20 protein-coding genes are annotated in these 21,181 nt (G+C 66.4%); 15 read left to right on the top strand and 5 right to left on the bottom strand.

Annotated elements, in window-relative coordinates; all coding sequences use genetic code 11:
• Window positions 1-17: 17 nt before the first annotated feature.
• Window positions 18-1,061: a tartrate dehydrogenase gene (locus tag KL771_RS26265; RefSeq protein ID WP_261971480.1), complete on the top strand. Its 1,044-nt coding sequence runs from the start codon at window positions 18-20 to the stop codon at window positions 1,059-1,061.
• A gap of 74 nt (window positions 1,062-1,135) precedes the next feature.
• Here KL771_RS26265 and KL771_RS26260 read toward each other — a convergent pair whose 3' ends face one another.
• Window positions 1,136-2,413, bottom strand: a complete 1,278-nt coding sequence (locus KL771_RS26260; RefSeq protein WP_261971479.1) for an NAD(P)/FAD-dependent oxidoreductase — start codon at window positions 2,411-2,413, stop codon at window positions 1,136-1,138.
• 10 nt (window positions 2,414-2,423) lie between these two features.
• Window positions 2,424-3,092, bottom strand: coding sequence for a haloacid dehalogenase type II (locus KL771_RS26255; RefSeq protein WP_261971478.1), 669 nt, complete (start codon window positions 3,090-3,092; stop codon window positions 2,424-2,426).
• Window positions 3,093-3,412: 320 nt separating this feature from the next.
• Here KL771_RS26255 and KL771_RS26250 point away from each other — a divergent pair, with 320 nt between their 5' ends.
• From KL771_RS26250 to KL771_RS26220, 7 genes are all read left to right on the top strand, one after another.
• The gene (locus KL771_RS26250) at window positions 3,413-4,279 is read left to right on the top strand and encodes a GNAT family N-acetyltransferase (protein ID WP_261971477.1); all 867 of its coding nucleotides are present in this window, start codon (window positions 3,413-3,415) and stop codon (window positions 4,277-4,279) included.
• Between the two features lie 14 nt (window positions 4,280-4,293).
• The gene (locus KL771_RS26245) at window positions 4,294-5,670 is read left to right on the top strand and encodes an aspartate aminotransferase family protein (RefSeq protein ID WP_261971476.1); all 1,377 of its coding nucleotides are present in this window, start codon (window positions 4,294-4,296) and stop codon (window positions 5,668-5,670) included.
• A 179-nt stretch (window positions 5,671-5,849) separates the two neighbouring features.
• Window positions 5,850-6,566, top strand: coding sequence for an HAD-IA family hydrolase (locus tag KL771_RS26240; protein WP_261971475.1), 717 nt, complete (start codon window positions 5,850-5,852; stop codon window positions 6,564-6,566).
• 113 nt (window positions 6,567-6,679) lie between these two features.
• The gene (locus KL771_RS26235) at window positions 6,680-8,245 is read left to right on the top strand and encodes an ABC transporter substrate-binding protein (protein ID WP_390867797.1); all 1,566 of its coding nucleotides are present in this window, start codon (window positions 6,680-6,682) and stop codon (window positions 8,243-8,245) included.
• A gap of 322 nt (window positions 8,246-8,567) precedes the next feature.
• Window positions 8,568-9,518: an ABC transporter permease gene (locus KL771_RS26230; RefSeq protein WP_261971473.1), complete on the top strand. Its 951-nt coding sequence runs from the start codon at window positions 8,568-8,570 to the stop codon at window positions 9,516-9,518.
• Window positions 9,518-10,363, top strand: a complete 846-nt coding sequence (locus KL771_RS26225) for an ABC transporter permease (protein WP_261971472.1) — start codon at window positions 9,518-9,520, stop codon at window positions 10,361-10,363. The genes KL771_RS26230 and KL771_RS26225 overlap by 1 nt, the downstream gene beginning before the upstream one ends.
• Entirely contained in the window at window positions 10,363-12,024 is a 1,662-nt protein-coding gene (locus tag KL771_RS26220) for an ABC transporter ATP-binding protein (protein ID WP_261971471.1), read from the top strand. The genes KL771_RS26225 and KL771_RS26220 overlap by 1 nt, the downstream gene beginning before the upstream one ends.
• Before the next feature lie 305 nt (window positions 12,025-12,329).
• Here the strand turns inward: KL771_RS26220 and KL771_RS26215 are convergent, their stop codons facing one another.
• Entirely contained in the window at window positions 12,330-12,809 is a 480-nt protein-coding gene (locus KL771_RS26215) for an Lrp/AsnC family transcriptional regulator (protein ID WP_261971470.1), read from the bottom strand.
• A gap of 246 nt (window positions 12,810-13,055) precedes the next feature.
• On the opposite strand from KL771_RS26215, the gene KL771_RS26210 reads away from it, so the two are divergent.
• Window positions 13,056-14,381 (top strand): NAD(P)/FAD-dependent oxidoreductase, encoded by a 1,326-nt coding sequence (locus KL771_RS26210; RefSeq protein WP_261971469.1) that lies wholly within the window; start codon window positions 13,056-13,058, stop codon window positions 14,379-14,381.
• Window positions 14,382-14,519: 138 nt separating this feature from the next.
• A complete protein-coding gene (locus KL771_RS26205) occupies window positions 14,520-15,449 on the top strand; it encodes a dihydrodipicolinate synthase family protein (RefSeq protein ID WP_261971468.1) in 930 nt (309 codons plus the stop codon).
• Window positions 15,450-15,556: 107 nt separating this feature from the next.
• Here KL771_RS26205 and KL771_RS26200 read toward each other — a convergent pair whose 3' ends face one another.
• Window positions 15,557-16,300, bottom strand: a complete 744-nt coding sequence (locus KL771_RS26200; RefSeq protein WP_261971467.1) for an SDR family oxidoreductase — start codon at window positions 16,298-16,300, stop codon at window positions 15,557-15,559.
• 98 nt (window positions 16,301-16,398) lie between these two features.
• Here KL771_RS26200 and KL771_RS26195 point away from each other — a divergent pair, with 98 nt between their 5' ends.
• The 5 genes from KL771_RS26195 to KL771_RS26180 all read left to right on the top strand — a co-directional run bounded on the left by KL771_RS26195 (window position 16,399) and on the right by KL771_RS26180 (window position 20,574).
• Window positions 16,399-17,319, top strand: a complete 921-nt coding sequence (locus KL771_RS26195) for an AraC family transcriptional regulator (RefSeq protein WP_261971466.1) — start codon at window positions 16,399-16,401, stop codon at window positions 17,317-17,319.
• 273 nt (window positions 17,320-17,592) lie between these two features.
• Complete coding sequence (locus tag KL771_RS26190; RefSeq protein WP_261971465.1) at window positions 17,593-18,870, top strand: site-specific integrase; 1,278 nt, start codon at window positions 17,593-17,595, stop codon at window positions 18,868-18,870.
• A gap of 462 nt (window positions 18,871-19,332) precedes the next feature.
• Entirely contained in the window at window positions 19,333-19,545 is a 213-nt protein-coding gene (locus tag KL771_RS26185) for a helix-turn-helix transcriptional regulator (protein WP_261971464.1), read from the top strand.
• A 299-nt stretch (window positions 19,546-19,844) separates the two neighbouring features.
• A complete protein-coding gene (locus KL771_RS28330) occupies window positions 19,845-20,141 on the top strand; it encodes a winged helix domain-containing protein (protein WP_315901531.1) in 297 nt (98 codons plus the stop codon).
• 103 nt (window positions 20,142-20,244) lie between these two features.
• Entirely contained in the window at window positions 20,245-20,574 is a 330-nt protein-coding gene (locus KL771_RS26180; RefSeq protein WP_261971463.1) for a hypothetical protein, read from the top strand.
• Between the two features lie 126 nt (window positions 20,575-20,700).
• Here KL771_RS26180 and KL771_RS26175 read toward each other — a convergent pair.
• A partial coding sequence (locus KL771_RS26175; RefSeq protein ID WP_261971462.1) for a hypothetical protein occupies window positions 20,701-21,181 on the bottom strand: 481 nt, incomplete at its 5' end.

The raw sequence follows: 21,181 nt of genomic DNA, 5'->3' as shown, positions 1-21,181 counted from the left end.
CAAGGAGGAAGGCGACCATGAAGAGCTATCGCATTGCGCTCGTTCCGGGCGACGGCATCGGCCGCGATGTCACCGACGCGGCCTGGCAGGTGCTGGAACGGGCCGCGCGCGGCGCCGGCTTCGGGCTTGAAGGCACCGCCTTCCCGTGGTCTTGCGCCTACTACAAGGAAACCGGCGCGATGATGCCGGATGACGGCATCGCGACGCTGCGCGGCTTCGATTCGATCCTGCTCGGCGCGGTCGGCTGGCCGGCCCAGGTGCCCGACAACGTCTCCCTGCACGGCCTCCTGCTGCCGATCCGCAAGGCCTTCGTTCAATATGCCAATGTCCGGCCGCATCGCCTGCTGCCGGGCGTGACCGGCCCGCTGCGCAAGACCGATTTCGACATTCTCTGCATCCGCGAGAACACCGAAGGCGAATATGCCGGCGCCGGCGGGCGCGTGCATCGCGGCGGCCCGGACGAGGTCGCGGTCGAGACCTCCGTCTTCACCCGAAAGGGCGTCGAGCGAATCCTGCGCTTCGGCTTCGAGCAGGCCCGCCGCCGCACCGGCCGGCTCGCCTCCGTCACCAAGTCCAATGCCCAGAAATACTCGATGGTGTTCTGGGACGAGGTGACCGAGGCGCTGGCGCCCGAATATCCCGATGTGACGGTGACCAGCTACCATATCGACGCTATGGCGGCGCGCATGGTGATGGCGCCCGAAAGCCTCGACGTGGTGGTCGCCTCCAACCTGTTCGGCGATATCCTGACCGATCTCGGCGCGGCCATCCAGGGCGGCCTCGGCTATGCGGCCTCCGCCAATCTGGTGCCGGATCGCAGCGCCCCGTCGATGTTCGAGCCCGTGCACGGCTCGGCGCCTGACATCGCCCATCTCGGCATCGCCAATCCGATCGCCGCGATCTGGTCCGGCGCCATGATGCTGGAGCATCTCGGCGAGACGGCCGCCGCGGATGCGATCATGGCGGCCATCTCGGCGACCACGGCGCGCGGCATCGGCACCGTGCAGGGGCGCGAGAAGACCGGCGAGATCACCGCGGCGGTGCTGACAGCGCTCGGCTGATCCGGTTGGGTGAACCGGCGATCCGCGTCGGAAGAAGGGGAGGGCAGGCCCGCGGCCCGCCCTCCCGTCCGCGTTCACTGGAAGCGGTCGAGCGTCTTGTACCAGAGGCCGACCAGCGGCAGGAACCAAGGCTGGCCGAGATGGCCCGGAATGGCCGGCCAGTCGAGCCCGGCGAGCGGGTTGGTGTCGGGCCGGCCGAGGATCGCGTCGGCGATGCGGATGCCCATCTCGGTCGACATCTGCGCGCCGTGGCCCGAATAGCCCATGGCGTACCAGACGCCGTCGGCGCGGCCGGCGCGGGGAAAGCGATCCTGCGTCATGTCGACCAGGCCGCCCCAGCAATAGTCGAGCTCGACATCGGCGAGTTGCGGGAAGATGGCCGCCAGGCTGGCCCTCAGGATCGCGCCGCTCTTGGCGTCCGAGCGCTGGTCGGAGAAGGCCGTGAAGCGGGCGCGGCCGCCCCAGATCAGGCGGTTGTCGGGCGCCAGGCGGAAATAGTTGCCGACATTCATCGAGGTGACGCAGGTCCGGTTGCCCGGCATGACGGCCGCGACCTCGGCTGCCGTGAGCGGCCGCGTCGCCACGATGAAGCTGCCGACATTGACGAGGCGCCGGCGGAACCAGCCGAACGGGCCGGACGTGTAGGCGCCGGTCGCCACGAACACGTCGCGGGCGGAAAGCGTGCCGCGCGGCGTGGTCAGCTCGGTCATCCCGTCGACGGTCCGGCGCGCCGTGACGGGCGCCTGCTCGAACAGGACCGCGCCGCGTCGCCGGGCGGCTTCGGCAAGGCCGGTCGCGTAGCGGCCCATATGCATCATGCCGCTCTTCTTCGACAGCATGGCGCCGTGGAAGGCGTCGGTGCCGACCTCATGGGCGAGATCGGCCTTGGACAGGAAGGCCGTGTCGGGATCGACCTCGCGGTGGAGGACCTCGAAATTCGCCCGCAGCCCGGCGACATGCTTCGCCTTGGAGGCGAGCTTCAGCTTGCCGGCGCGCCGGAAGGTGCAGTCGATGCCTTCCTCCGCAACGATCGCCTCGATCCGGTCGACCGAGGCGTCGAAGGCACGGTAGACGGCATGGGCACGCTCGGCGCCGAGATGGGTCTTGGCGGCGACGTAGCTGTGCGCGATGCCGTTGTTGAGATGGCCGCCATTGCGCCCGGAGGCGCCGGAGCCGACCGTGTTCGCCTCCAGGAGCGCCACGCGGGCGCCCCCCATGGCGAGTTGACGGGCGGCGGCGAGGCCCGTGAAGCCCCCGCCCACCACGGCCACGTCGTAGCGGCCCTCGACCGGACCCTCGGCCCCGCCGGTGAAGGCCGGGGCGGTGTCATGCCAGTAGGAAAGGAGCTTCATCGGGCGGGCCTCACAGGCCGACGACGGCGGGCAGGCCGGAAATGTCGGCGATCTCGACATAGCCGTAATAGGGGTTGGCCGGCTCGTGGCCGCGATTAACCCAGACCTTGTTCTTGATGCCGAGATCGTGGGCCGACATTAGATCATAGCGGAACGAGGAAGAGCAGTGCAGCACGTCCTCCGGGCCGCAGCCGAGCATGTCGAACATGTATTCGAAGGCCTGGAAGCGCGGCTTGTAGGCCTGCGCCTGCTCGGCCGTGTAGACCGCGTGGAAGGGCGCGCCGAGCCTGGCGACATTGTGCGGGATCTGCACGTTCATGGCGTTGGACAGGATCACCAGCGGGATCTCCTTGGCCACCTTGGCGAGACCGGCCGGCACGTCCGGATGCGGACCCCAGGTCGGCACCTGCTCATAGATCCAGGCGGCATCCTCCGCCCGGAACGCGACGCCATTCTTGCGGCAGGTCCGCTCGACCGCGTTGTGCACCACCTCCGCATAGGGCTTCCAGGCGCCCAGGATCTCGTCGAGCCGGTAGGCCGAGAAATCGCGGATGAAGGCGGTCATGCGCGCCTCGTCCAGCGTGGCGCCGTAGATCGCCCGGGCGGCATCGGCCATCTGATAGAAGATCAGCGTGCCGTGGCAGTCGAAGGTGACATATTTCGGACGGAAGCGGCTCATGACGATGTCCTTGGGGCCGATGGCGGGATGTCGTCTCCATCATAGGAGACCGCACCGATGCGCCCGCGCCGCAGGCGGGCCGGAGGAAAGCACATCCTGCCGAATGCCCGACGAGGCTCGGCAGAGAGTTGCGAGCCGGTCGCGGGACGGATCGCGGTCATCGACCCGGCTCGTCGGAGCTCGGCGGGCACGTCCGGAATAAACTGCGGTGTCGCGTCCGGTGGACGGCCGAAGATGTCGCCGGACCGGAAAGCACGACCGGAAACGCCACGCCGGCCGGGCTACCAAGGAGGAAGCCGCCCCTCCTGCCGGATCCGCCGATGGCCGATACCCCGATCGCTTTTCAGGACTTCGCCGAACCGCATCTGGACGGCGCCCACCGGCTTTCCGTCGAGGCGCGCTGGCCGCATCGGCGCGAGGACTGGGCGCTGGTCATGGACCTGAGCCAGGGCGTCGCAGCGCTCGACGGCGAGCGGGTCGTCGGTACTGCCTTCGTCACCCCGTTCGGGCCGGTCGCGACCGTCAACATGGTGATCGTCGCCGAGGCCATGCGCGGACGCGGGCTCGGCCGGGCGCTGATGGAGCGGGTCCTGACGGCGGCGGGACCGCGCGCGACCCGCCTGACCGCCACCGCCGACGGCCTGCCGCTCTACGAAAAGCTCGGCTTCCGGCCCGTCGGCATGATCCACCAGCACCAGGGCGTCCCGTCGGAGGTGCCGGCGATGCCCGACCGTGTCGCCTGGGCGGAGACGCCCGATCTCGATGCCTTGGCGGCGCTCGACCGTGCGGCTTCGGGCATGGAGCGCAGACCGCTCCTCGAGCGTCTCGCCCGGCTCGGCCGCTTCGCGGTTCTGACCGCCGACGGATCGGTCGTCGGCTTCGCGGCCTTGCGCGCCTTCGGCCGCGGCGAGGTGATCGGCCCGGTCGTGGCGCCGGACCCGCAGGCAGCGATGGCGCTGATCGATTTCGTGATTGCCGACCGTCCCGGCGCCTTCCTGCGCGTCGACACGCCCGATCCGGCGGTCCTGTCCGCCTTCCTCGAATCCCGCGGCCTCATCAAGGCCGGCGACGGCATCCCGATGGTCCGCGGCGGGACTGCGCCCGCCGAGGCCGGGCCCGAGGGAGATGCCGCGCCGGCCGGGCCGATCGCGAAGACCTATGCCCTGGCCAGCCAGGCCCTCGGTTGAACCGGAGTTCCGCCATGCTCAGCAATTCCCTGGTCGAGCTCGACCGTGCCCATCTGATCCACCCGGTCGCCTCCTATCGCGGCCACGAGAAGGCCGGCGTGCGCGTGCTGCGCTCGGCGCGCGGCGCGACCGTCACCGACGGCGCCGGCCAGCAGCTGCTCGACGGCTTTGCCGGGCTGTGGTGCGTCAATCTCGGCTATGGCGTCGAGAGCGTGGTCGAGGCCGCCGCGCAGCAGATGCGCGAACTCTCCTATGCGACCGGATATTTCAGCCTCGGCTCGGAGCCGGCCATCCGGCTGGCCGCCGAACTTGCCGAGCGCACCCCGGGCGATCTCGACCATGTCTATTTCACGCTCGGCGGATCCGACGCGGTCGATTCCACCGTGCGCTTCGTGCGCTACTACCAGCGCGCCCGCGGCAAGCCGGAGAAGGACCAGTTCATCTCGCTGGAGCAGGGCTATCACGGCTCCTCGACCGTCGGTGCCGGCCTGACCGCGCTGCCGGCCTTCCATGCCGGTTTCGGGCTTCCGTACGACTGGCAGCATAAAATTCCGTCGCACTATCTCTACCGCAACCCGGTCGGTGCCGATCCGCAGGCGGTGATCGCCGCCTCGGTGGCGCAGCTGCACGCTAAGGTCGCCGAGATCGGCGGCCCGGAGCGGGTCGCGGCCTTCTATGCCGAACCGATCCAGGGCTCGGGCGGCGTGCTGGTGCCGCCGGACGGCTGGATGAAGGCGATGCGCGAGGCTTGCCGCGCGCTCGACATCCTGTTCGTCGCCGACGAGGTGATCACCGGTTTCGGCCGCACCGGCCCGCTCTTCGCCTGCGCGGACGAGGACATCGTTCCGGACCTGATGACCGTCGCCAAGGGCCTGACCTCCGGCTACGTGCCGATGGGAGCCGTGTTCATGTCACAGCACGTCTACGACACCATCGCGGATGGGGCGGGCGCCGCCGCGGTCGGGCACGGCTATACCTACTCGGCCCACCCGGTCAGCGCGGCCGTGGGGCTCGAAGTGCTGCGGCTCTACGAGGCCGGTATTCTGGAAAACGGCCGCAAGTCCGGCCGGCGGCTGATGCAGGGGCTGGCCGGCCTCGCCGACCATCCGCTGGTCGGCGATGTGCGCGGCCGCGGCATGCTGGCGGCGGTCGAGCTGGTGGTCGACAAGGCCGCACGGACGCCCCTGCCGGCAGCCAGCGAACCGGCCCGCCGCATCTTCGAGCGCGCCTGGGCCAACGGGCTGGTCATCCGGGCCTTCGGCAACGGCGTGATCGGCTTCGCGCCGCCGCTCTGCGCCACCCTGTCGGAGATCGACGCCATGGTCGAACGGACCCGCCGGACGCTCGACCAGACGCTCGAGGATCCGGACGTGCGTGCCGCCATGGCGTGACCCGGCCCCGGCGCTTCGGCCGGCATTTCAGCCGATATGTTGGAATGCCGCGCGATTCGAAATTTTGTGCCGAACCGCTTCGCGCATTCAGCGGATAAGGCGCAAGCCCCTTGGGGAAACTCCTGAGGGCGCGATCGGAAGAAATCCGTTCCAGCCGGCCATCGCCAGGAGGTTCCCGGGTGTCCAAGAGTTTCGCCGATTTCCGGTACCTGACCTTCGACGTGGTCGGCACCCTGATCGACTTCGAGGGCGGCATCACCGGCACGCTCGCGGCGATCGGCCGGGAGGCGGGCGTCGCGGTCGACGGCGAGGCCGCGCTGGCACTCTACCGGGCGGCCCGGTACATGCCGGAGGCGCTGCGCTTTCCCGACGATCTCGCTCGCGTCTACGGCGTCATCGCCCCGAAGCTCGGCCTGCCCGCGGGCACCGAATTCGGCGCGCGGCTGCGCGATGGGGCCGCGACCTGGTCGGCCTTCCCGGACAGCGCCGAGGCGCTTGCACGGCTGGCCCGCCGCTATCGCCTGATCGCCATGACCAACGCGCAGCGCTGGGCCTTCGAGCATTTCGCCCGTACCCTCGGCAACCCGTTTCATGCCGGCTTCACGGTCGACGACACCGGCACCGAGAAGCCCGATCCCGAATTCTTCCGCCAGGTCTTCCGCTTCGTGGAGAGCGAGGGCGGCGCGCCCGACCGGATCCTGCATGTGGCGCAGAGCCAGTACCACGACATCGGCATCTCGCGCCGGCTCGGCATGACCAATTGCTGGATCGAGCGCCGCCATGCCCAGCCCGGCTACGGCGGCACGATCGAGCCCGAGCGCTTCACCGAGCCCGACTTCCACTTCACCTCGATGGCGGCCCTGGCCGATGCCGTCGAGGCCAGCCTGCCGGCCTGATCAGCCGTCTTGCGCCAATCCGATCGAACGGTGGGCATCCGCCCGCGGAACCACGAAAGGGGAACGTCGTGACCGACAAGTTCGCATCCCACTGGACCCAGTCCGACGACGCCATGGTCGAGCATGCGCTTCGCCACGGCGCGACCCGCCGCGATCTCATCAAGATGCTGATGGCCGGCGGCCTCACCGCGGCCGCGGGCGGCCTGGTCATCGGCCGAGCCACCTCGGCGCTGGCGGCGACCCCGGTTTCCGGTGGCACCCTGAAGGCGGCCGGATGGTCGTCCTCCACGGCCGACACGCTCGATCCGGCCAAGGCCTCGCTGTCGACCGACTATGTCCGCTGCTGCGCCTTCTACAACCGTCTCACCTTCCTGGACGAGACCGGCGTGCCGCAGATGGAGCTGGCCGAGAGCATCGAGTCCAAGGACGGCAAGGTCTGGACGGTGAAGCTACGCAAGGGCGTCACCTTCCATTCCGGCAAGACGCTCTCCTCCGCCGACGTGATCTACTCGCTGAAGCGCCATCTCGACCCGGCGACCGGCTCGAAGGTCAACGCGATCGCCAAGCAGATGACCGGCTTCAAGGCGGTCGACGACCTGACGGTCGAGATCACGCTCGCCGAGTCCAACGGCGATCTGCCGACCATCCTGTCGCTGCATCATTTCATGATCATCGCCGACGGCACCACCACCTTCGCCAAGGCGAACGGCACCGGCGCCTTCGTGTGCGAGAATTTCGAGCCGGGCGTGCGCTCGATCGGCGTGAAGAACAAGAACTACTTCAAGTCCGGCGCCGCCCATCTCGACAGTTTCGAGTTCTTCGCCATCCCGGACGACGCCGCGCGCATCAACGCGCTGCTCGCCGGCGACATCCAGCTCGCCGCCTCGATCAATCCGCGCAACATCCGTCTGGTCGAGGGCCAGCCGGGCGTGGTCCTGTCCAAGACCACCGCCGGCAACTACACCAACCTGAACATGCGCCTCGACATGACGCCGGGCGACAAGGCCGACTTCGTCGCCGGCATGAAGTATCTGATCAATCGCGAGGCGATCCAGAAATCCGCGCTGCGCGGCCTCGCCGAGATCGCCAACGACCAGCCGGTCTCGCCGGCCAACCGCTACCACAATGCCAGCCTGAAGCCGAAGGCGTTCGATCCCGAGAAGGCCAAGTTCCACTTCCAGAAGGCCGGCCTGATCGGCCAGGAGATCCCGATCGTCTGCTCGGACGCGGCCTCCTCGTCGGTCGACATGGCCACCATCGTGCAGTCCGCCGGCCAGGCGATCGGCATGAAGTTCGACCTGAAGCGCGTGCCTTCGGACGGCTACTGGTCGAACTACTGGCTGAAGGCGCCGGTCCATTTCGGCAACATCAATCCGCGGCCGACCCCCGACATCCTGTTCTCGCTGCTCTACGCCTCCACCGCGCCGTGGAACGAGAGCCAGTACAAGTCCGAGAAGTTCGACCGCATGCTGATCGAGGCGCGCGGCTCGCTCGACGAGGCCAAGCGCAAGCAGATCTACGGCGAGATGCAGGTCATGGTCGCCGAGGAAGCCGGCACGGCGATCCCGGTCTACATCTCCAACGTCGATGCGATCTCGTCCAAGCTGCAGGGCCTCAAGGCCAATCCGCTCGGCGGCATGATGGGCTACGCCTTCGCCGAATATGTCTGGCTGGCCTGACCGGCCGACCGTTGCCGGCGCGCTGCAGCGCCGGTGACCGCCTTCCGCGCGACCGGGGTTCGAACCCCGGTCGCGCCCTTCGTCCGATGGACGAGACCTGAGCCGGGCCTTGCGCCGGCACCGTCCGATGCGTCGGACGCGATGCCTCGGCGCCTTCGGGGAACGACAAGGCCCTTGCGCGCCTCCGGGAGGCGCCATCCGCCCGGTTCCGGCCCGCTCCTTGCTAAGCGAGACTGCAAATCGAGACCGTCGTCGAGGTCGGCATGCGGTATGATTACCGCAGCGGGCACGCCGATCCTGTTGCCGAACGAACGGAGCGCGGATGAAAGCCAGGATACCGTCCCTGATCGCAGGACGCCTGCTGATCGCGCTGTTCACGATGGTGGTCGTGTCCTTCACGGTCTTTGCCGCGACCGCGATCCTGCCCGGCGATGTGGTCGAGATCCTGCTCGGGCAGGCCGCGACGCCCGAGGCGGTGGCCGGCCTCAGGACCGCGATGCATCTCGACGAGCCGGCGCTGGTCCGTTTCGGCCATTGGCTGGCCGGCCTCGCGACCGGTGATCTCGGCACTTCCTACGCCAACCGCCTGCCGATCGCGCAACTGATCGGCGGCCGGCTCGTCTCCTCCCTCAAGCTTGCCGGGCTGACCGCGCTGTTCTCGGTGCCGATCGCCCTGACGCTGGGCATCACGGCCGCCGCCATGCGCGGCTCGGTCTATGACCGGACGGTCTCGATGCTGACCATCGGGGTCATCTCGGTGCCGGAATTCATGGTCGCCACCAGCGCCGTGCTGATCTTCGCGGTCTGGCTGAAATGGCTGCCGGCCCTGTCGATCGCCCGCGACGTGTCGACCTTCGGCGAGCTCCTGAAGATCTACGCCATGCCGATCATGACGCTGAGCTTCGTCATCTCGGCCCAGATGATCCGCATGACCCGGGCCGCCGTGATCGAGGCGCTGCAAAGTCCCTATGTCGAGATGGCCATCCTCAAGGGCGCCTCGCCGGCCCGCGTCGTGCTGCGCCATGCCCTGCCCAACGCCATCGGGCCGATCGTCAACGCCGTCGCGCTCTCGCTGTCCTACCTGCTCGGCGGGGTGATCATCGTCGAGACCATCTTCAACTATCCGGGCATCGCCAAGCTGATGGTCGATGCGGTCGCCACCCGCGACCTGCCGCTGATCCAGACCTGCGCCATGATCTTCTGCCTCGTCTATCTGCTCCTGACCACCACCGCCGACATCCTCGCCATCCTGGCCAACCCGAGGCTCCGCTGATGGCCGTCCTGTCGCAACATATCGGCCGTTGGACCGGCTACCGCGTCAACGGCGTCGGCTTGGCGAGCTTCGCGGTCGTGCTGGCCTGGGCGCTCGTCGCGATCGCGGCGCCCTGGATCACGCCGCACGGCGTCGGCGAGATCGTCGACTACGACTATTTCGGCCCGCTGACCGCCAAATTCCCGCTCGGGACCGACTATCTCGGCCGCGACATGCTCTCCCGCATCCTGATGGGCGCGCGCTACACGGTCGGCATCTCGCTCGCCGCCGTGACGATCGCCTGCCTTGCCGGCGTCTCGCTCGGCATGGCGGCCGCGGTCCTCGGCGGCTGGGCCGACTCGGCGCTGAGCCGACTTCTGGACGCGCTCAACTCGATCCCGAGCAAGCTGTTCGGCCTGGTCGTGGTCGCCGGCGTCGGCTCCTCGATCCCGGTCCTGATCGTGACGCTCGCGATCATCTACACGCCCGGCGCCTTCCGCTTCGCCCGGGCGCTTGCCGTCAACGTCAACACGATGGACTTCATCACGGTGGCGCGCATCCGCGGCGAGAGCCTCGGCTACCTGATCGGATCGGAGATCCTGCCCAACATCGTCGGGCCGGTTTTCGCCGATGTCGGATTGCGCTTCGTGTTCATCGTGCTGCTCCTGTCCGGCCTCTCCTTCCTGGGTCTCGGCGTGCAGCCGCCCAATGCCGACTGGGGCGCCCTGGTGCGTGAGAATATCGGCGGCCTGTCCTTCGGCGCGCCGGCCGTGATGGCGCCGTCGCTGGCCATCGCCAGCCTGACGATCGGGGTCAATCTCCTGATCGACAACCTGCCGCAGAAGATCCGGGACCGGAGCGCGTGATGGCGACGATCGTTGACATTCGCGACCTCGAGGTCGAAGCCACCACCGATGCCGGGCGGCGGGTCGAGATCATCCGCAAGGTCGGCTTCACGATCGAGGAGGGCGAGATCGTCGCCCTGATCGGCGAGAGCGGCTCGGGCAAGTCGACCATCGCGCTGACGCTGATGGGCTATACCCGACCCGGCTGCCGCATCACCGGCGGCTCGGTCACGGTCGGCGGGAAGGACATGGTGCGGCTCTCCGAGCGCGAGCGCCGGGCCATCCGCGGAACCGAGGTCGCCTATGTGCCGCAGAGCGCGGCGGCGGCCTTCAATCCGGCCAGCACGATCATGGAGCAGGTGATCGAGGTCACCCGCATCCATGGCCTGATGTCCGACACCGAAGCGCGCATCCGTGCTGTCGAACTGTTCCGTGCCCTGTCCCTGCCCGAGCCCGACACGATCGGCGACCGCTATCCGCATCAGGTCTCCGGCGGCCAGCTGCAGCGGCTCTCCGCCGCCATGGCGCTGATCGGCGGCCCGAAGCTGATGATCTTCGACGAGCCGACCACGGCGCTCGACGTGACCACCCAGATCGAAGTCCTGCGCGCCTTCAAGACGGTCATGAAGCGCGGCGGCATGGCCGGCGTCTACGTGTCCCACGATCTCGCCGTGGTGGCGCAGATCGCCGACCGGATCGTCGTCCTGAAGGGCGGCGAGATCCTGGAGATCGGCACCACGGCGGCGATCCTGGAGCGGCCGCAGCATCCCTATACGCGCGAGCTTCTTGCTGCCTTCGCGCCAAACCGGGCCGTGCCGGCCGCCGTCGAGCCGGCCGTCCATCCGCATCCGCTCCTGGAACTCTCCGGCGTCATCGCCGGCTACGGCCGCATCATGGCCGACGGCATGCCGGCCGTTCCGGTCGTGCGCGACGTGACCCTGTCGCTCGCCGCGGGCCGCAATCTCGGCATCATCGGCGAATCCGGTTGCGGCAAGTCGACCCTGGCCCGCGTCATCGCCGGCATCGTGCCGCGCGCCCGCGGCCATATCCTGTTCGACGGCAAGGAACTCGCCGCCGACGCGGGCGCCCGATCGCGCGACGAACTGCGCAAATTGCAGATCGTGTTCCAGTCCGCCGACACCGCGCTCAATCCGATGAAATCGGTCGAAGAGATCCTCGGCCGCCCGATCACCTTCTATCACGGCATCGGCGGCGCCGAGCGGCAGGCGCGCGTCGACCGGCTGCTCGACATGGTGCATCTGCCGCGCAGCCTGCGCCACCGCCGGGCGACGGAACTGTCCGGCGGCCAGAAGCAGCGCGTCAACCTTGCCCGCGCGCTCGCCGCCGAGCCGCGCCTGATCCTGTGCGACGAGATCACCTCCGCGCTCGACACGGTCGTCGCGGCGGCGATCATCGACCTCCTCAAGGAACTGCAGCGCGAGCTCGGCGTCTCCTACCTGTTCATCAGCCACGACCTGAACACCGTCCGGGCGATCTGCGACGAGGTCGCGGTCATGTATCGCGGCGAGAAGATCGAACAGGCCGCCCCCGACCATCTCGGCGGCCCCGACAGCCACCCCTATTCCCGCCTCCTCTACGCCTCCGTCCCCAAGCTCGACCCGACCTGGCTCGACAGCCTCGACAGGGATCCGGAGCTGGTGAAGGCGTTCGACGGGCGGTAGCCCGCGCAGGGGCGCGGGTCGGCAGTGGGCAGGCGGCAGTCGGCAGGGGGCAATATGCGGTATGAGAAGGGCCGCGGAGCAACGCTCCTCCCTCAACCGCAATCCCGGCCGCAGCGCAGCGGAGAGCCGGGACCCACTCTGCAGGCGACTTGCCGCAAGACTATGTTTTAATTGATGATCGTGATGTGGCGGCGAGGCGAGTAGGTCCCGGATCGGCGGCTCTTCGGGCCTTGTCCGGGATTGCGGTTTGGGGGCACTGCCGGGGCGCAATTCTCCAATGCCCACTGCCCACCCCCTGCCACCCCTCACTCCGCATGAAACAGGGTCGCCAGCGGGATGTGCGGTTTTACGATCGGGGATTTCAGGACGACGAAACTGAAATACTTGTCGATGCCGATGTCGAGGTCGATCAGGCGTTCCATCAGGACCTGGTATTCGGCGATGCCGCCGGTGACGAATTTCACCAGATAGTCGTAGCCGCCCGAAACGAGGTGGCATTCGACGACGGAATCGAGTTTTTCGACCACGGCCAGGAAGCGGGCGAAATCCGACTGGCGGTGGTTCTTCAGGGTGATCTCGGTGAAGACGGTCAGCGGCTGGCCGAGCTTGGCGACGTTGATGCGGGCCGAATAGCCGAGGATGTAGCCCTCGGCTTGCAGCTTCTTGACCCGCATCAGGCACGGGCTCGGCGACAGATTGACCAGTTCGGCCAGCTCCACATTGGTGATGCGGCCGTTCTTCTGCAGTTCCGAGAGGATTTTCAGGTCGATCTGATCGAGCTTCATGCAGGGTCCCGAAACCGCGCCGCCGGTCGGCCGACCGATTTCATCAGGCGCCGCGGGGGATCATGGTCGAGCCGCGAGGCCGGGGCAATCCCGCGGTGGCCGGTACCCCCATTGGAACCTGCGGGCGGGCGAAGGTTGCGCCGTCGGTCGTCGGCGCGGCAGCATGTTATGCCGTCCCGGCGCGCAGTCCGGCGGCTCCGGCCGCCGCCACCCGGGTAGTCTCAGGGCGTCAGACCGGAGATCCGCATGCCCGCACCGTTGCTTGCCATCGAATCGTCGCCCGCTCTGCCGTCCGCAGCCGATGTGGTCGTGATCGGCGGCGGCATCGCCGGCGTGTCGGCGGCCTACTATCTGGCCCGGCGTGGCGTCAGCGTGGCCCTGGTCGAGAAGGGGCGTATCGGCGCCGAGCAGTCCAGCCGGAACTGGGGCTGGTGCCGGCAGCAGAACCGCGACGTCCGCGAGCTGCCGCTCGCCACCCGCAGCCTCGAACTCTGGGACCGGCTTGCCGGCGAGATCGGCGCGGATCTCGGCTTCAGCCGCTGCGGGCTGCTCTATCTGAGCGACGACGAGGCCGAGATCGCCCGCTGGGCCGCCTGGCGCGACATGGCCCGTCACCACGGCGTGACGACCCATATCCTCAACGCGGCGGAGGCCGCCGAGCGCGGCCGGGCGACCGGCAAGGCCTGGAAGGGCGGCGTCTTTTCGGCGAGCGACGGCATCGCCGATCCGAGCCGGGCCGCGCCGATCATCGCGCGCGGCGTGATGGCGGCCGGCGGCACCGTCCACCAAATGTGCGCGGCGCGCGGCCTGGAGCTGGCCGGCGGGCGGATCGCCGGCGTGGTCACCGAAAAGGGCACCATCCGGACCTCGACCGTGGTCCATGCCGGCGGCGCCTGGACCTCCTCCTTCTGCCGGCAGCTCGGCATCGACTTCCCGCAGGCCTCGATCCGCTCCTCGGTCCTGGCCGTGGCGCCGGTCGACGCGACGCTGCCGGATGCACTCCACACCGCACGCGTCTCGGTCACCCGGCGCGGCAGCGGCGGCTTCACGCTCGCGGTCAGCGGCAAGGCGCGGGTCGACCCGACGCCGCAGCAGCTCCGCTTCGCGCGCCAGTTCCTGCCGATGTTCGTCAGCCGCTGGCGCAGCCTCGCGGTCGGCGGCCTCGAAGGCCTGCGCGGCGGTCACGAGACGCTGGCGCGCTGGGCGCTCGACCGGCCGACGCCGATGGAGGCGAACCGGATCCTCGATCCGAAGCCCGACCGGCGCCAGATCGACGTGACCCGCCGGCGCGCCGGCATCCTGCTGCCGGCCCTTGCCGATGCGCCGGTCACCGCCGCCTGGGCCGGCTATATCGACACCACCCCGGACGGCGTGGCGGCGATCGGCAGCTACGACCGGCTGCCGGGCTTCATCCTGGCCTCGGGGCTCAGCGGCCACGGCTTCGGCGTCGGACCGGGCATCGGCCATCTGGTCGCCGATCTGATCACCGGTGCGACGCCGATCGTCGATCCGGCGCCCTACGATCCGCGCCGGCTGGACGCCTCGGTCTGGGGCCGGGTGGCGCAGTTCTGATCCGCTCCTCCGCCGCCGCTTGCGGAGTGCGGCGATGGCATGGGCGATATCGCCCGAAAGGCCTGGACGGACGGCCCGCGCCGCGCGAGAAGGCGTCTTTCGCCGGCAGACGGCCGGCCGAACGAGGATACTCTGTCCATGCACCTGACCCCGACCGCCGCAGGCGTCTTCCCGATCGCTCCGACGCCGTTTGCGGCCGACGGCAGCCTCGACTGGGCCTCCGCCGAGCGGCTGTTCGCCTGGTATGACGGGCTCGGCGCCGATGGCACCACGGTGCTCGGCATCATGGGCGAGGCGCCGAAGCTGGAGCCGGAGGAATCGCTCGGGATCGTCAAGGCGGCGGTCGCCGGCATGCCCGGCAAGCCGGTCATCGTCGGCGTCTCGGCACCCGGCTTCGCGGCGATGCGTCGGCTGGCCCGGGACGCGATGGAGGCCGGCGCCGCGGCGGTGATGATCGCGCCGCCGCCGTCGTTGCGCACCGACGACCAGATCACCGGCTACTACGCCCAGGCGATCGAGGCGATCGGCGCCGATATCCCCTTCGTCATCCAGGACTTTCCGCTGACATTGTCGGTGATCATGACGCCGGCGGTGATCCGCCGGATCGTGATGGACAATCCGTCCTGCGTGATGCTGAAGCACGAGGACTGGCCGGGCCTGGAGAAGATCTCCGCCCTGCGCCGCTTCGAGGCGGACGGGTCGCTGCGGCACATCTCGATCCTGACCGGAAACGGCGGCCTGTTCCTGGATTTCGAGATGGAGCGCGGCGCCGACGGTGCGATGACCGGCTACGCCTTTCCGGAGATGCTGATCGACACCGTCGCCCTGCAGAAGGCCGGACGGCGTGACGACGCCCACGACCTGTTCGACGCCCACCTGCCGCTCCTGCGCTACGAGCAGCAACCCGGCGCCGGCCTGGCGGTGCGCAAGTATACGCTGATGCGCCGCGGCATCCTGGCCAGCGACGCCCAGCGCAAGCCGGGCGCGGGCCTGACGCCTGCCGCCAAGGCGGAGGTCGACTATCTGCTCGCCCGCCTGGCCCGCAAGGATGCCCGCGCGGCCCTGTAGCCGGCCCCGGCCTATCCGGGCGCCTCACTGTTGTCGTTCACAGAAACTCTGACCGCGGCAGGGTCGTGTGCCAGCCTCCCATGAGTGAGGCCGGCACTGCACAATGGTCACGCGGCTCGGGAGAGCGCCACAGCATCCGCCCCGGCCGGGAAACGCAGCTTGCCGCTGCCGTCGTTGACCGCCCGCCAGACCGCCTCGGCGACATCAATTTCCCGCGTGGTCAGGGCCGGCTTCGCGAATGCTTGAAAGATCGGCGCTGCGAAATCCGCGTAAGCCTCCGGGATCAGGTCTTCGACCCGCACGGAGGTGTTCCGGGCGAAGCTCGTGGTCGGTGCATAGCCGGGTTCCACCAGCTTGGCCTGGATGTTGAAGTGTCCGAGTTCGTGAGCGAGAGAGCCGGTGAAGCCCTCGATGGCCTGCTTGCTGGCGGTGTAGGCCGCCGCCAACGGCATGGGGGCCAGAGTTGCGCTCGACGTGACGTTGACGATCACGCCGGATCGGCGCTCGCGCATCTGCGGGATGACCGCATGCGTCATGGCCATGACGCCGAAGGTGTTCGTGTCGAAGACCTTGCGGATGTGAGACATCGGCGTTGCTTCAAATGCGCCGACGACGCCGATACCGGCATTGTTGACCAGCACATCGATCGGCCCGGCAGCTTCGACGGCCCGAGCGATGCTGGCTTCGTCCGTTACGTCCAACGATTGAATGCGCAGGTTTTCCGAGCGCGGCAGAATGTCTTCGCGCGGGGTGCGCATGGTCGCGATGACGTGCCACTGCTTCTGACGGAAATAGCGAGCCGTTTCAAGTCCATAGCCCGAGGAGCATCCGGTGATCAGGATGGTTTTCATGGCTCGTCTCCTTGTTGGTGTCGATGAAGCCATGGTAGCCCGCCCGGGCCGGACCAACTACGATTGAAAGTCCATATTTCATTTGTTATCGTCCAGAAATGAACGATCCTCTCTCCGACATCATAGGGCTGCTGCAACCCCAGGCCGTGTTCACCAAGGGCATCAGCGGCGCCGGACGCTGGGGCGTTCGTTATGGCGATTTCGGCCACCCCAGCTTCGCCATCATGATCGAAGGGTCCTGCCGTCTGGCCGTCGATGGGCAGGCTGAGTTGAACCTCCACGCGGGCGATTTCGTTCTGCTGCCGACGACGCCGGGTTTCACGATGTCGGGCTTCGAGCCCGTCACTCCCGTGTCCATGGATCCTCATGTCGCGGCAGCGGCGACCGGCGAGGTTCGCCATGGCAGGCAGGACGGCCCAGCAGATGTTCGCATTCTGGGGGGCTATTTCATCTTCGCCAACGAAGACTCAGGCCTTCTCCTGTCGCTCCTCCCGGATCTGATTCATGTCGGCGGTGTGGAAAGACTATCGACTTTGGTCAAGCTTCTGATCGACGAGGCTGCGTCGGATCGTTCGGGGCGCTCCCTGGTGCTCACCCGGCTCGTTGAGATCTTGCTCGTGGAGGCGCTACGGCTGACGCAAACTGCTGATGCCCCTGCGGGATTGCTGCGCGGCCTTGGTGATGCCCGGCTGGCCGAGGCAATCAGACAGATGCATTCCGATCCTGCGCGTCCTTGGACGATGGCCGATCTGGCCAGAAAGGCGGCCCTCTCCCGCTCCGCGTTCTTTGACCGCTTCGTACGCCATGTCGGCGTGCCGCCCATGGAGTATCTGATGGCATGGCGCATGGCGCTGGCAAGGAATCTTCTGCGCCGACAGGAAATCGGCATTGCCGTGGTCGCCGAGCGGGTCGGCTACGGGTCGGCAAGCACATTCAGTACCGCCTTCACCCGCTATGTCGGACAGCCACCCGGCCGATATGCGCGCAGCCTCGGGAACCGGAACCCGGCCGGTTCCTAGTACGGCTCCACGTCTGAAGAAAAATCCGTGCGAAACCGAGAAATCGGAAATGGCGCGCCCGAAAGGATTCGAACCTCTGACCCCCAGATTCGTAGTCTGGTGGTATTAGGCTTAGGCGGTATCCTGTGACCATCTGAATTAGCGTAGAACCTTTGATGTTCTGCTGTTTTTGCCCTATCCTGTTTCCCGTCGGGTTCGGCAGTTTCGCCTAGCCGTGGCGACCCGGTGGCGACCCAAGATTGGCGCCTCAGCTATCGGTGGGGAGTGGGCAGCATGGCGGCGGTCAAGATTACCAAGCGTGTCGTGGACGCGGCCGAACCCAAGTTGAGTCGCTATGTCGTCTTCGACAGTGAAATTCGCGGGTTTGGTCTCCGCGTGTTCCCATCTGGGCAAAAGTCTTGGATTTTCGAGTACCGTGCTGGCGACGGCGGTAGGCGCGCAGCGAAGAAGCGCATAACCATTGGCTCAATCTCCGACTTCACACCGGATCAGGCACGCAAACAAGCTGATACCCTGCGCTCGCAAACTAAGGTCGGACATGATCCACAGGCGGCCAAAGTCGAAAGCCGAAAAGCCATAACGGTTGCAGAGCTGGTCAAAATATTCCTGACTGATCATGTCGAGGCTAAGCGCAAGTCTAGAACCAAAGAGCATTACGAAGATATTTTGTGTCGCATCGTTGTACCTGCCATTGGTGCGAAGCGAGCGAAAGATTTGAAGCGATCGGACGTAGCGCAGATACATCTAGATTGGCGACATACCCCGGCACAGGCAAATAGAGTCCTAGCCATCATTGGTAGCATGTATGGCTTTGGTGCTCGCCACGGCCTGGTGCCCGACGACTGCAATCCTGCACGCCGCATAGAGCGTTTCGTAGAGCACCGTCGCGAACGCTTTCTGACGACCGAGGAATTGAGTCGACTTGGCGAGGCCATCAGAGAGGCTGAAACGGTCGGCATCCCGTGGGATATCGATACGACCAAGAAGACGAAGCACGTCCCCAAAATTCGGCAGGCCACGCCGATCGGCGCTCATGCGGCAGCCGCGCTCCGGCTGCTCATCTTCACTGGTGCGCGACTGCGTGAAATTCTCGGCCTGCGCTGGAGTGAAGTGGATTTCGAACGAGGGCTCTTGCTGCTGCCTGATAGCAAGACCGGCCGCAAGACCATTATCCTGAATGCGCCCGCCCTCCGTGTGCTGTCTGAACTGCCAAGGATCGGTGGATACGTCATCGCGGGCGGGACCGCGGGTTTGGATGGCGAACGCCCCCGGTCTGACCTTAAGCGCCCGTGGGCGGTCGTTGCACAAAGGGCGGGTCTCAACGGTATTCGACTCCACGACCTCCGCCACACGTTCGCAAGCATCGGGGCTGGCGGCGGTCTTGGGCTGCCTATCGTTGGAAAACTTCTCGGCCATGCGCACACGGCCACTACTGCCCGTTACGCTCATTTAGATGCGGACCCGCTTAAGCGGGCTTCCGACACGATCGGCAGCGTGATTGCTTCGGCAATGGAGGGCAAGCCTGCGGACAACTTGTTGAAATTCAGGTGACGGACGGGGGGTCGAGTTGGGCGACATTTTACATGAGCAAGCCTGCGCGGCCACGGGCTGTAACTCTTCCACACATGTGCCGGCCCATGGCTTGGGAGGACTCCCTTGAGGCAGGAAGAGAATGTCAGTGCGGGTGTCTGAAGTTCATTCGATCGTACTGATTCGGTCTGGCGAACAAGAGTGACTGCTCTCCTCCGATAACAGATCTGTTCTGCTGTGCTTTGATTTCAGTTGAAATGAGGTAAAACAGAAAATTTGCAGTTGCTTCATAAGTATTTGATATTAAAGCGAAAATTACGTGACTTGCAGCCTCCGATCTACTGCAACGGTGGATAAGCTGCGTCGGTACACCGCCGTTTGTTGCGCGGGGCTGGAGTCGCCGGCACAATCTTGGCTAGTGTTCGCCAGCGTATTCGTGGAACGAAGCGCGACCGAGCCGGGATTGACCAATCTGGAGGTAATATGAATTCACAGCATATCGCGACCAATCAGTACATGGGCACCGCTGACGCGGCCGGCTATGTCGGTCTGGGCGTCTCCACGCTTGAGAAGCTTAGACTTACTGGAGGCGGCCCGCGCTATTCGCGGCCGATCAAGCGGGTCCTCTACAGTGTTCGTGACCTGGATGAATGGCTTGCCAGCCACAGGCGGCGGTCAACGTCAGATGCCGAATGAGGACAAGACCCCGGCCGCAGCGGTCGAGTTGGTAGCTTTCCGTAGCGAGCCGGGGTCGATCCAATCTCCGAGAGAACAGGAGTTTAGGACATGACAATCCTATCAACGCGCGGTCGTGCGCGCAAATCACATCCCAAATTGCAGTCGGGTCTATTCGGTTGTCCCTCCCCCCACACTGTCCTGCCTCGATGCACCGTACCGACGCGGCTGGCGGGCAATCTCATGGGGCGATGGGGAATGAGCCGGGAACTGGCCATGGCTGTCTGCGAGGCTAACGGGCTTGAGGGGAGGGCTTACTCATGAAAGCCGTCCTGCAGATCCATTATCGCGCCAACGGCGAGGCCGGCACCCGGACAGCACGAGGGCGGTACGCCTGGGCCTTGCTCCAGTTGGCTATCTCCGGGGATCGGGGGTGCACCCCGATCACTCATCCCGGGCCAAGATGGTCCAGCTATGTTCATCGCCTTCGGCAAGGTGGGCTTGCTATCGAAACCATCTATGAGGCTCACGCTGGGCCGTTTGCGGGGAATCATGCCCGCTACGTCCTGCGCACTCCTGTCGTAATCCTTGGGGGTGATGATGCCGAGGCGGCATGATGCCAGAGGGCGTTCCAAGAATCCGGACGGGGCCTATTGGCTCCTTCCGTATTCCCTAGCCAAGCATCCCGCGTTTCGGGCCTTGAGCGGGCCGGCACTCAAAGTGCTCATCGAACTGCGATGCCGATATACCGTTCGCGGCGATGGAAAGACCAACAACAACGGCGAACTCCGACTTGCCTACGAAGAGGCGGCCAGTCTGCTGGGATTGGGTAAGGCAACCCTTGCGCGGGCATTCAGGGAGCTTGAGGCGGCGGGCTTCATTGCCAAGACGAAGCCTGGCCACTGGTACGGACGGATGGCGACGGAGTGGCGAGTCACGGATCAGAACTACAAAGGTGCCCTGCCTACGCGCGACTGGCAAAAGGCTCGCCCAAAATCAGAACGCGGTACTAGGGCGGAACATATCAACCCCGAACATGGTCCGGGCTAGAACTAGACCTGTTGATCATGGTCCGCGTTGGATACCGTCAAAGGGATTTCGGCGCGGATTCATGGTCCACCTCAGAACTGCATATAATTACCATGAGGGCGAAGCACGAAGAGGAATCTTGAGGGCTCAATCGGTACGCGCCTCAATCGTCTTGATCGACCAGCGCCAAGCGAATTGCTTGGCTTTCGGCATATTCCTGAAATAGACGCTGTCGGACAGTGCCCGAATTTGTTGAGAGGGAACGTCCAGTCCGTAGAGCGCCACCTCGGCCTCGCCGATCACATCGCATAGCCCTTCCGGGCAATCGAGGGCCGTCAGCAAAAGGCGGAGATTCTGCAATGTGTAAGGCGAGCGATTTCGTACATTCCCGGTCAATTGCCGCAAATTGGTATAGGGCATTGGATCGGTTCCCAAGCGCATATCGATAAGGTCTATATCGCCCGGGGCAATCATAGAACGTGCGCGGGCTAGTCGCGATTGTTCCTTTTGATCGTAGACGAAATAGGCTGTGGCACTGAGGATGCACAAGGAAACTAGGCCCTGTTGACAAATGCCCGTATCCAGAGGCGGATGGCTGCGATCTGGACGAAGCCGAGGTAGCTGGCCG

This window comes from Prosthecodimorpha staleyi (assembly GCF_018729455.1).
In the GTDB taxonomy this organism is placed as follows: Bacteria; Pseudomonadota; Alphaproteobacteria; order Rhizobiales; family Ancalomicrobiaceae; genus Prosthecodimorpha; species Prosthecodimorpha staleyi.
Note: the sequence above shows the minus strand (reverse complement) of the source record. Positions and strands in the feature narration are given on the sequence as shown.

Coding starts and splice junctions, on each gene's coding strand:
- KL771_RS26265 (WP_261971480.1), top strand. CDS start 18: ATGAAGAGCTATCGCATTGCGCTCGTTCCGGGCGACGGCATCGGCCGC.
- KL771_RS26260 (WP_261971479.1), bottom strand. CDS start 2,413: ATGAAGCTCCTTTCCTACTGGCATGACACCGCCCCGGCCTTCACCGGC.
- KL771_RS26255 (WP_261971478.1), bottom strand. CDS start 3,092: ATGAGCCGCTTCCGTCCGAAATATGTCACCTTCGACTGCCACGGCACG.
- KL771_RS26250 (WP_261971477.1), top strand. CDS start 3,413: ATGGCCGATACCCCGATCGCTTTTCAGGACTTCGCCGAACCGCATCTG.
- KL771_RS26245 (WP_261971476.1), top strand. CDS start 4,294: ATGCTCAGCAATTCCCTGGTCGAGCTCGACCGTGCCCATCTGATCCAC.
- KL771_RS26235 (WP_390867797.1), top strand. CDS start 6,680: ATGGTCGAGCATGCGCTTCGCCACGGCGCGACCCGCCGCGATCTCATC.
- KL771_RS26230 (WP_261971473.1), top strand. CDS start 8,568: ATGAAAGCCAGGATACCGTCCCTGATCGCAGGACGCCTGCTGATCGCG.
- KL771_RS26225 (WP_261971472.1), top strand. CDS start 9,518: ATGGCCGTCCTGTCGCAACATATCGGCCGTTGGACCGGCTACCGCGTC.
- KL771_RS26220 (WP_261971471.1), top strand. CDS start 10,363: ATGGCGACGATCGTTGACATTCGCGACCTCGAGGTCGAAGCCACCACC.
- KL771_RS26215 (WP_261971470.1), bottom strand. CDS start 12,809: ATGAAGCTCGATCAGATCGACCTGAAAATCCTCTCGGAACTGCAGAAG.
- KL771_RS26210 (WP_261971469.1), top strand. CDS start 13,056: ATGCCCGCACCGTTGCTTGCCATCGAATCGTCGCCCGCTCTGCCGTCC.
- KL771_RS26205 (WP_261971468.1), top strand. CDS start 14,520: ATGCACCTGACCCCGACCGCCGCAGGCGTCTTCCCGATCGCTCCGACG.
- KL771_RS26200 (WP_261971467.1), bottom strand. CDS start 16,300: ATGAAAACCATCCTGATCACCGGATGCTCCTCGGGCTATGGACTTGAA.
- KL771_RS26195 (WP_261971466.1), top strand. CDS start 16,399: ATGAACGATCCTCTCTCCGACATCATAGGGCTGCTGCAACCCCAGGCC.
- KL771_RS26190 (WP_261971465.1), top strand. CDS start 17,593: ATGGCGGCGGTCAAGATTACCAAGCGTGTCGTGGACGCGGCCGAACCC.
- KL771_RS26185 (WP_261971464.1), top strand. CDS start 19,333: ATGAATTCACAGCATATCGCGACCAATCAGTACATGGGCACCGCTGAC.
- KL771_RS28330 (WP_315901531.1), top strand. CDS start 19,845: ATGAAAGCCGTCCTGCAGATCCATTATCGCGCCAACGGCGAGGCCGGC.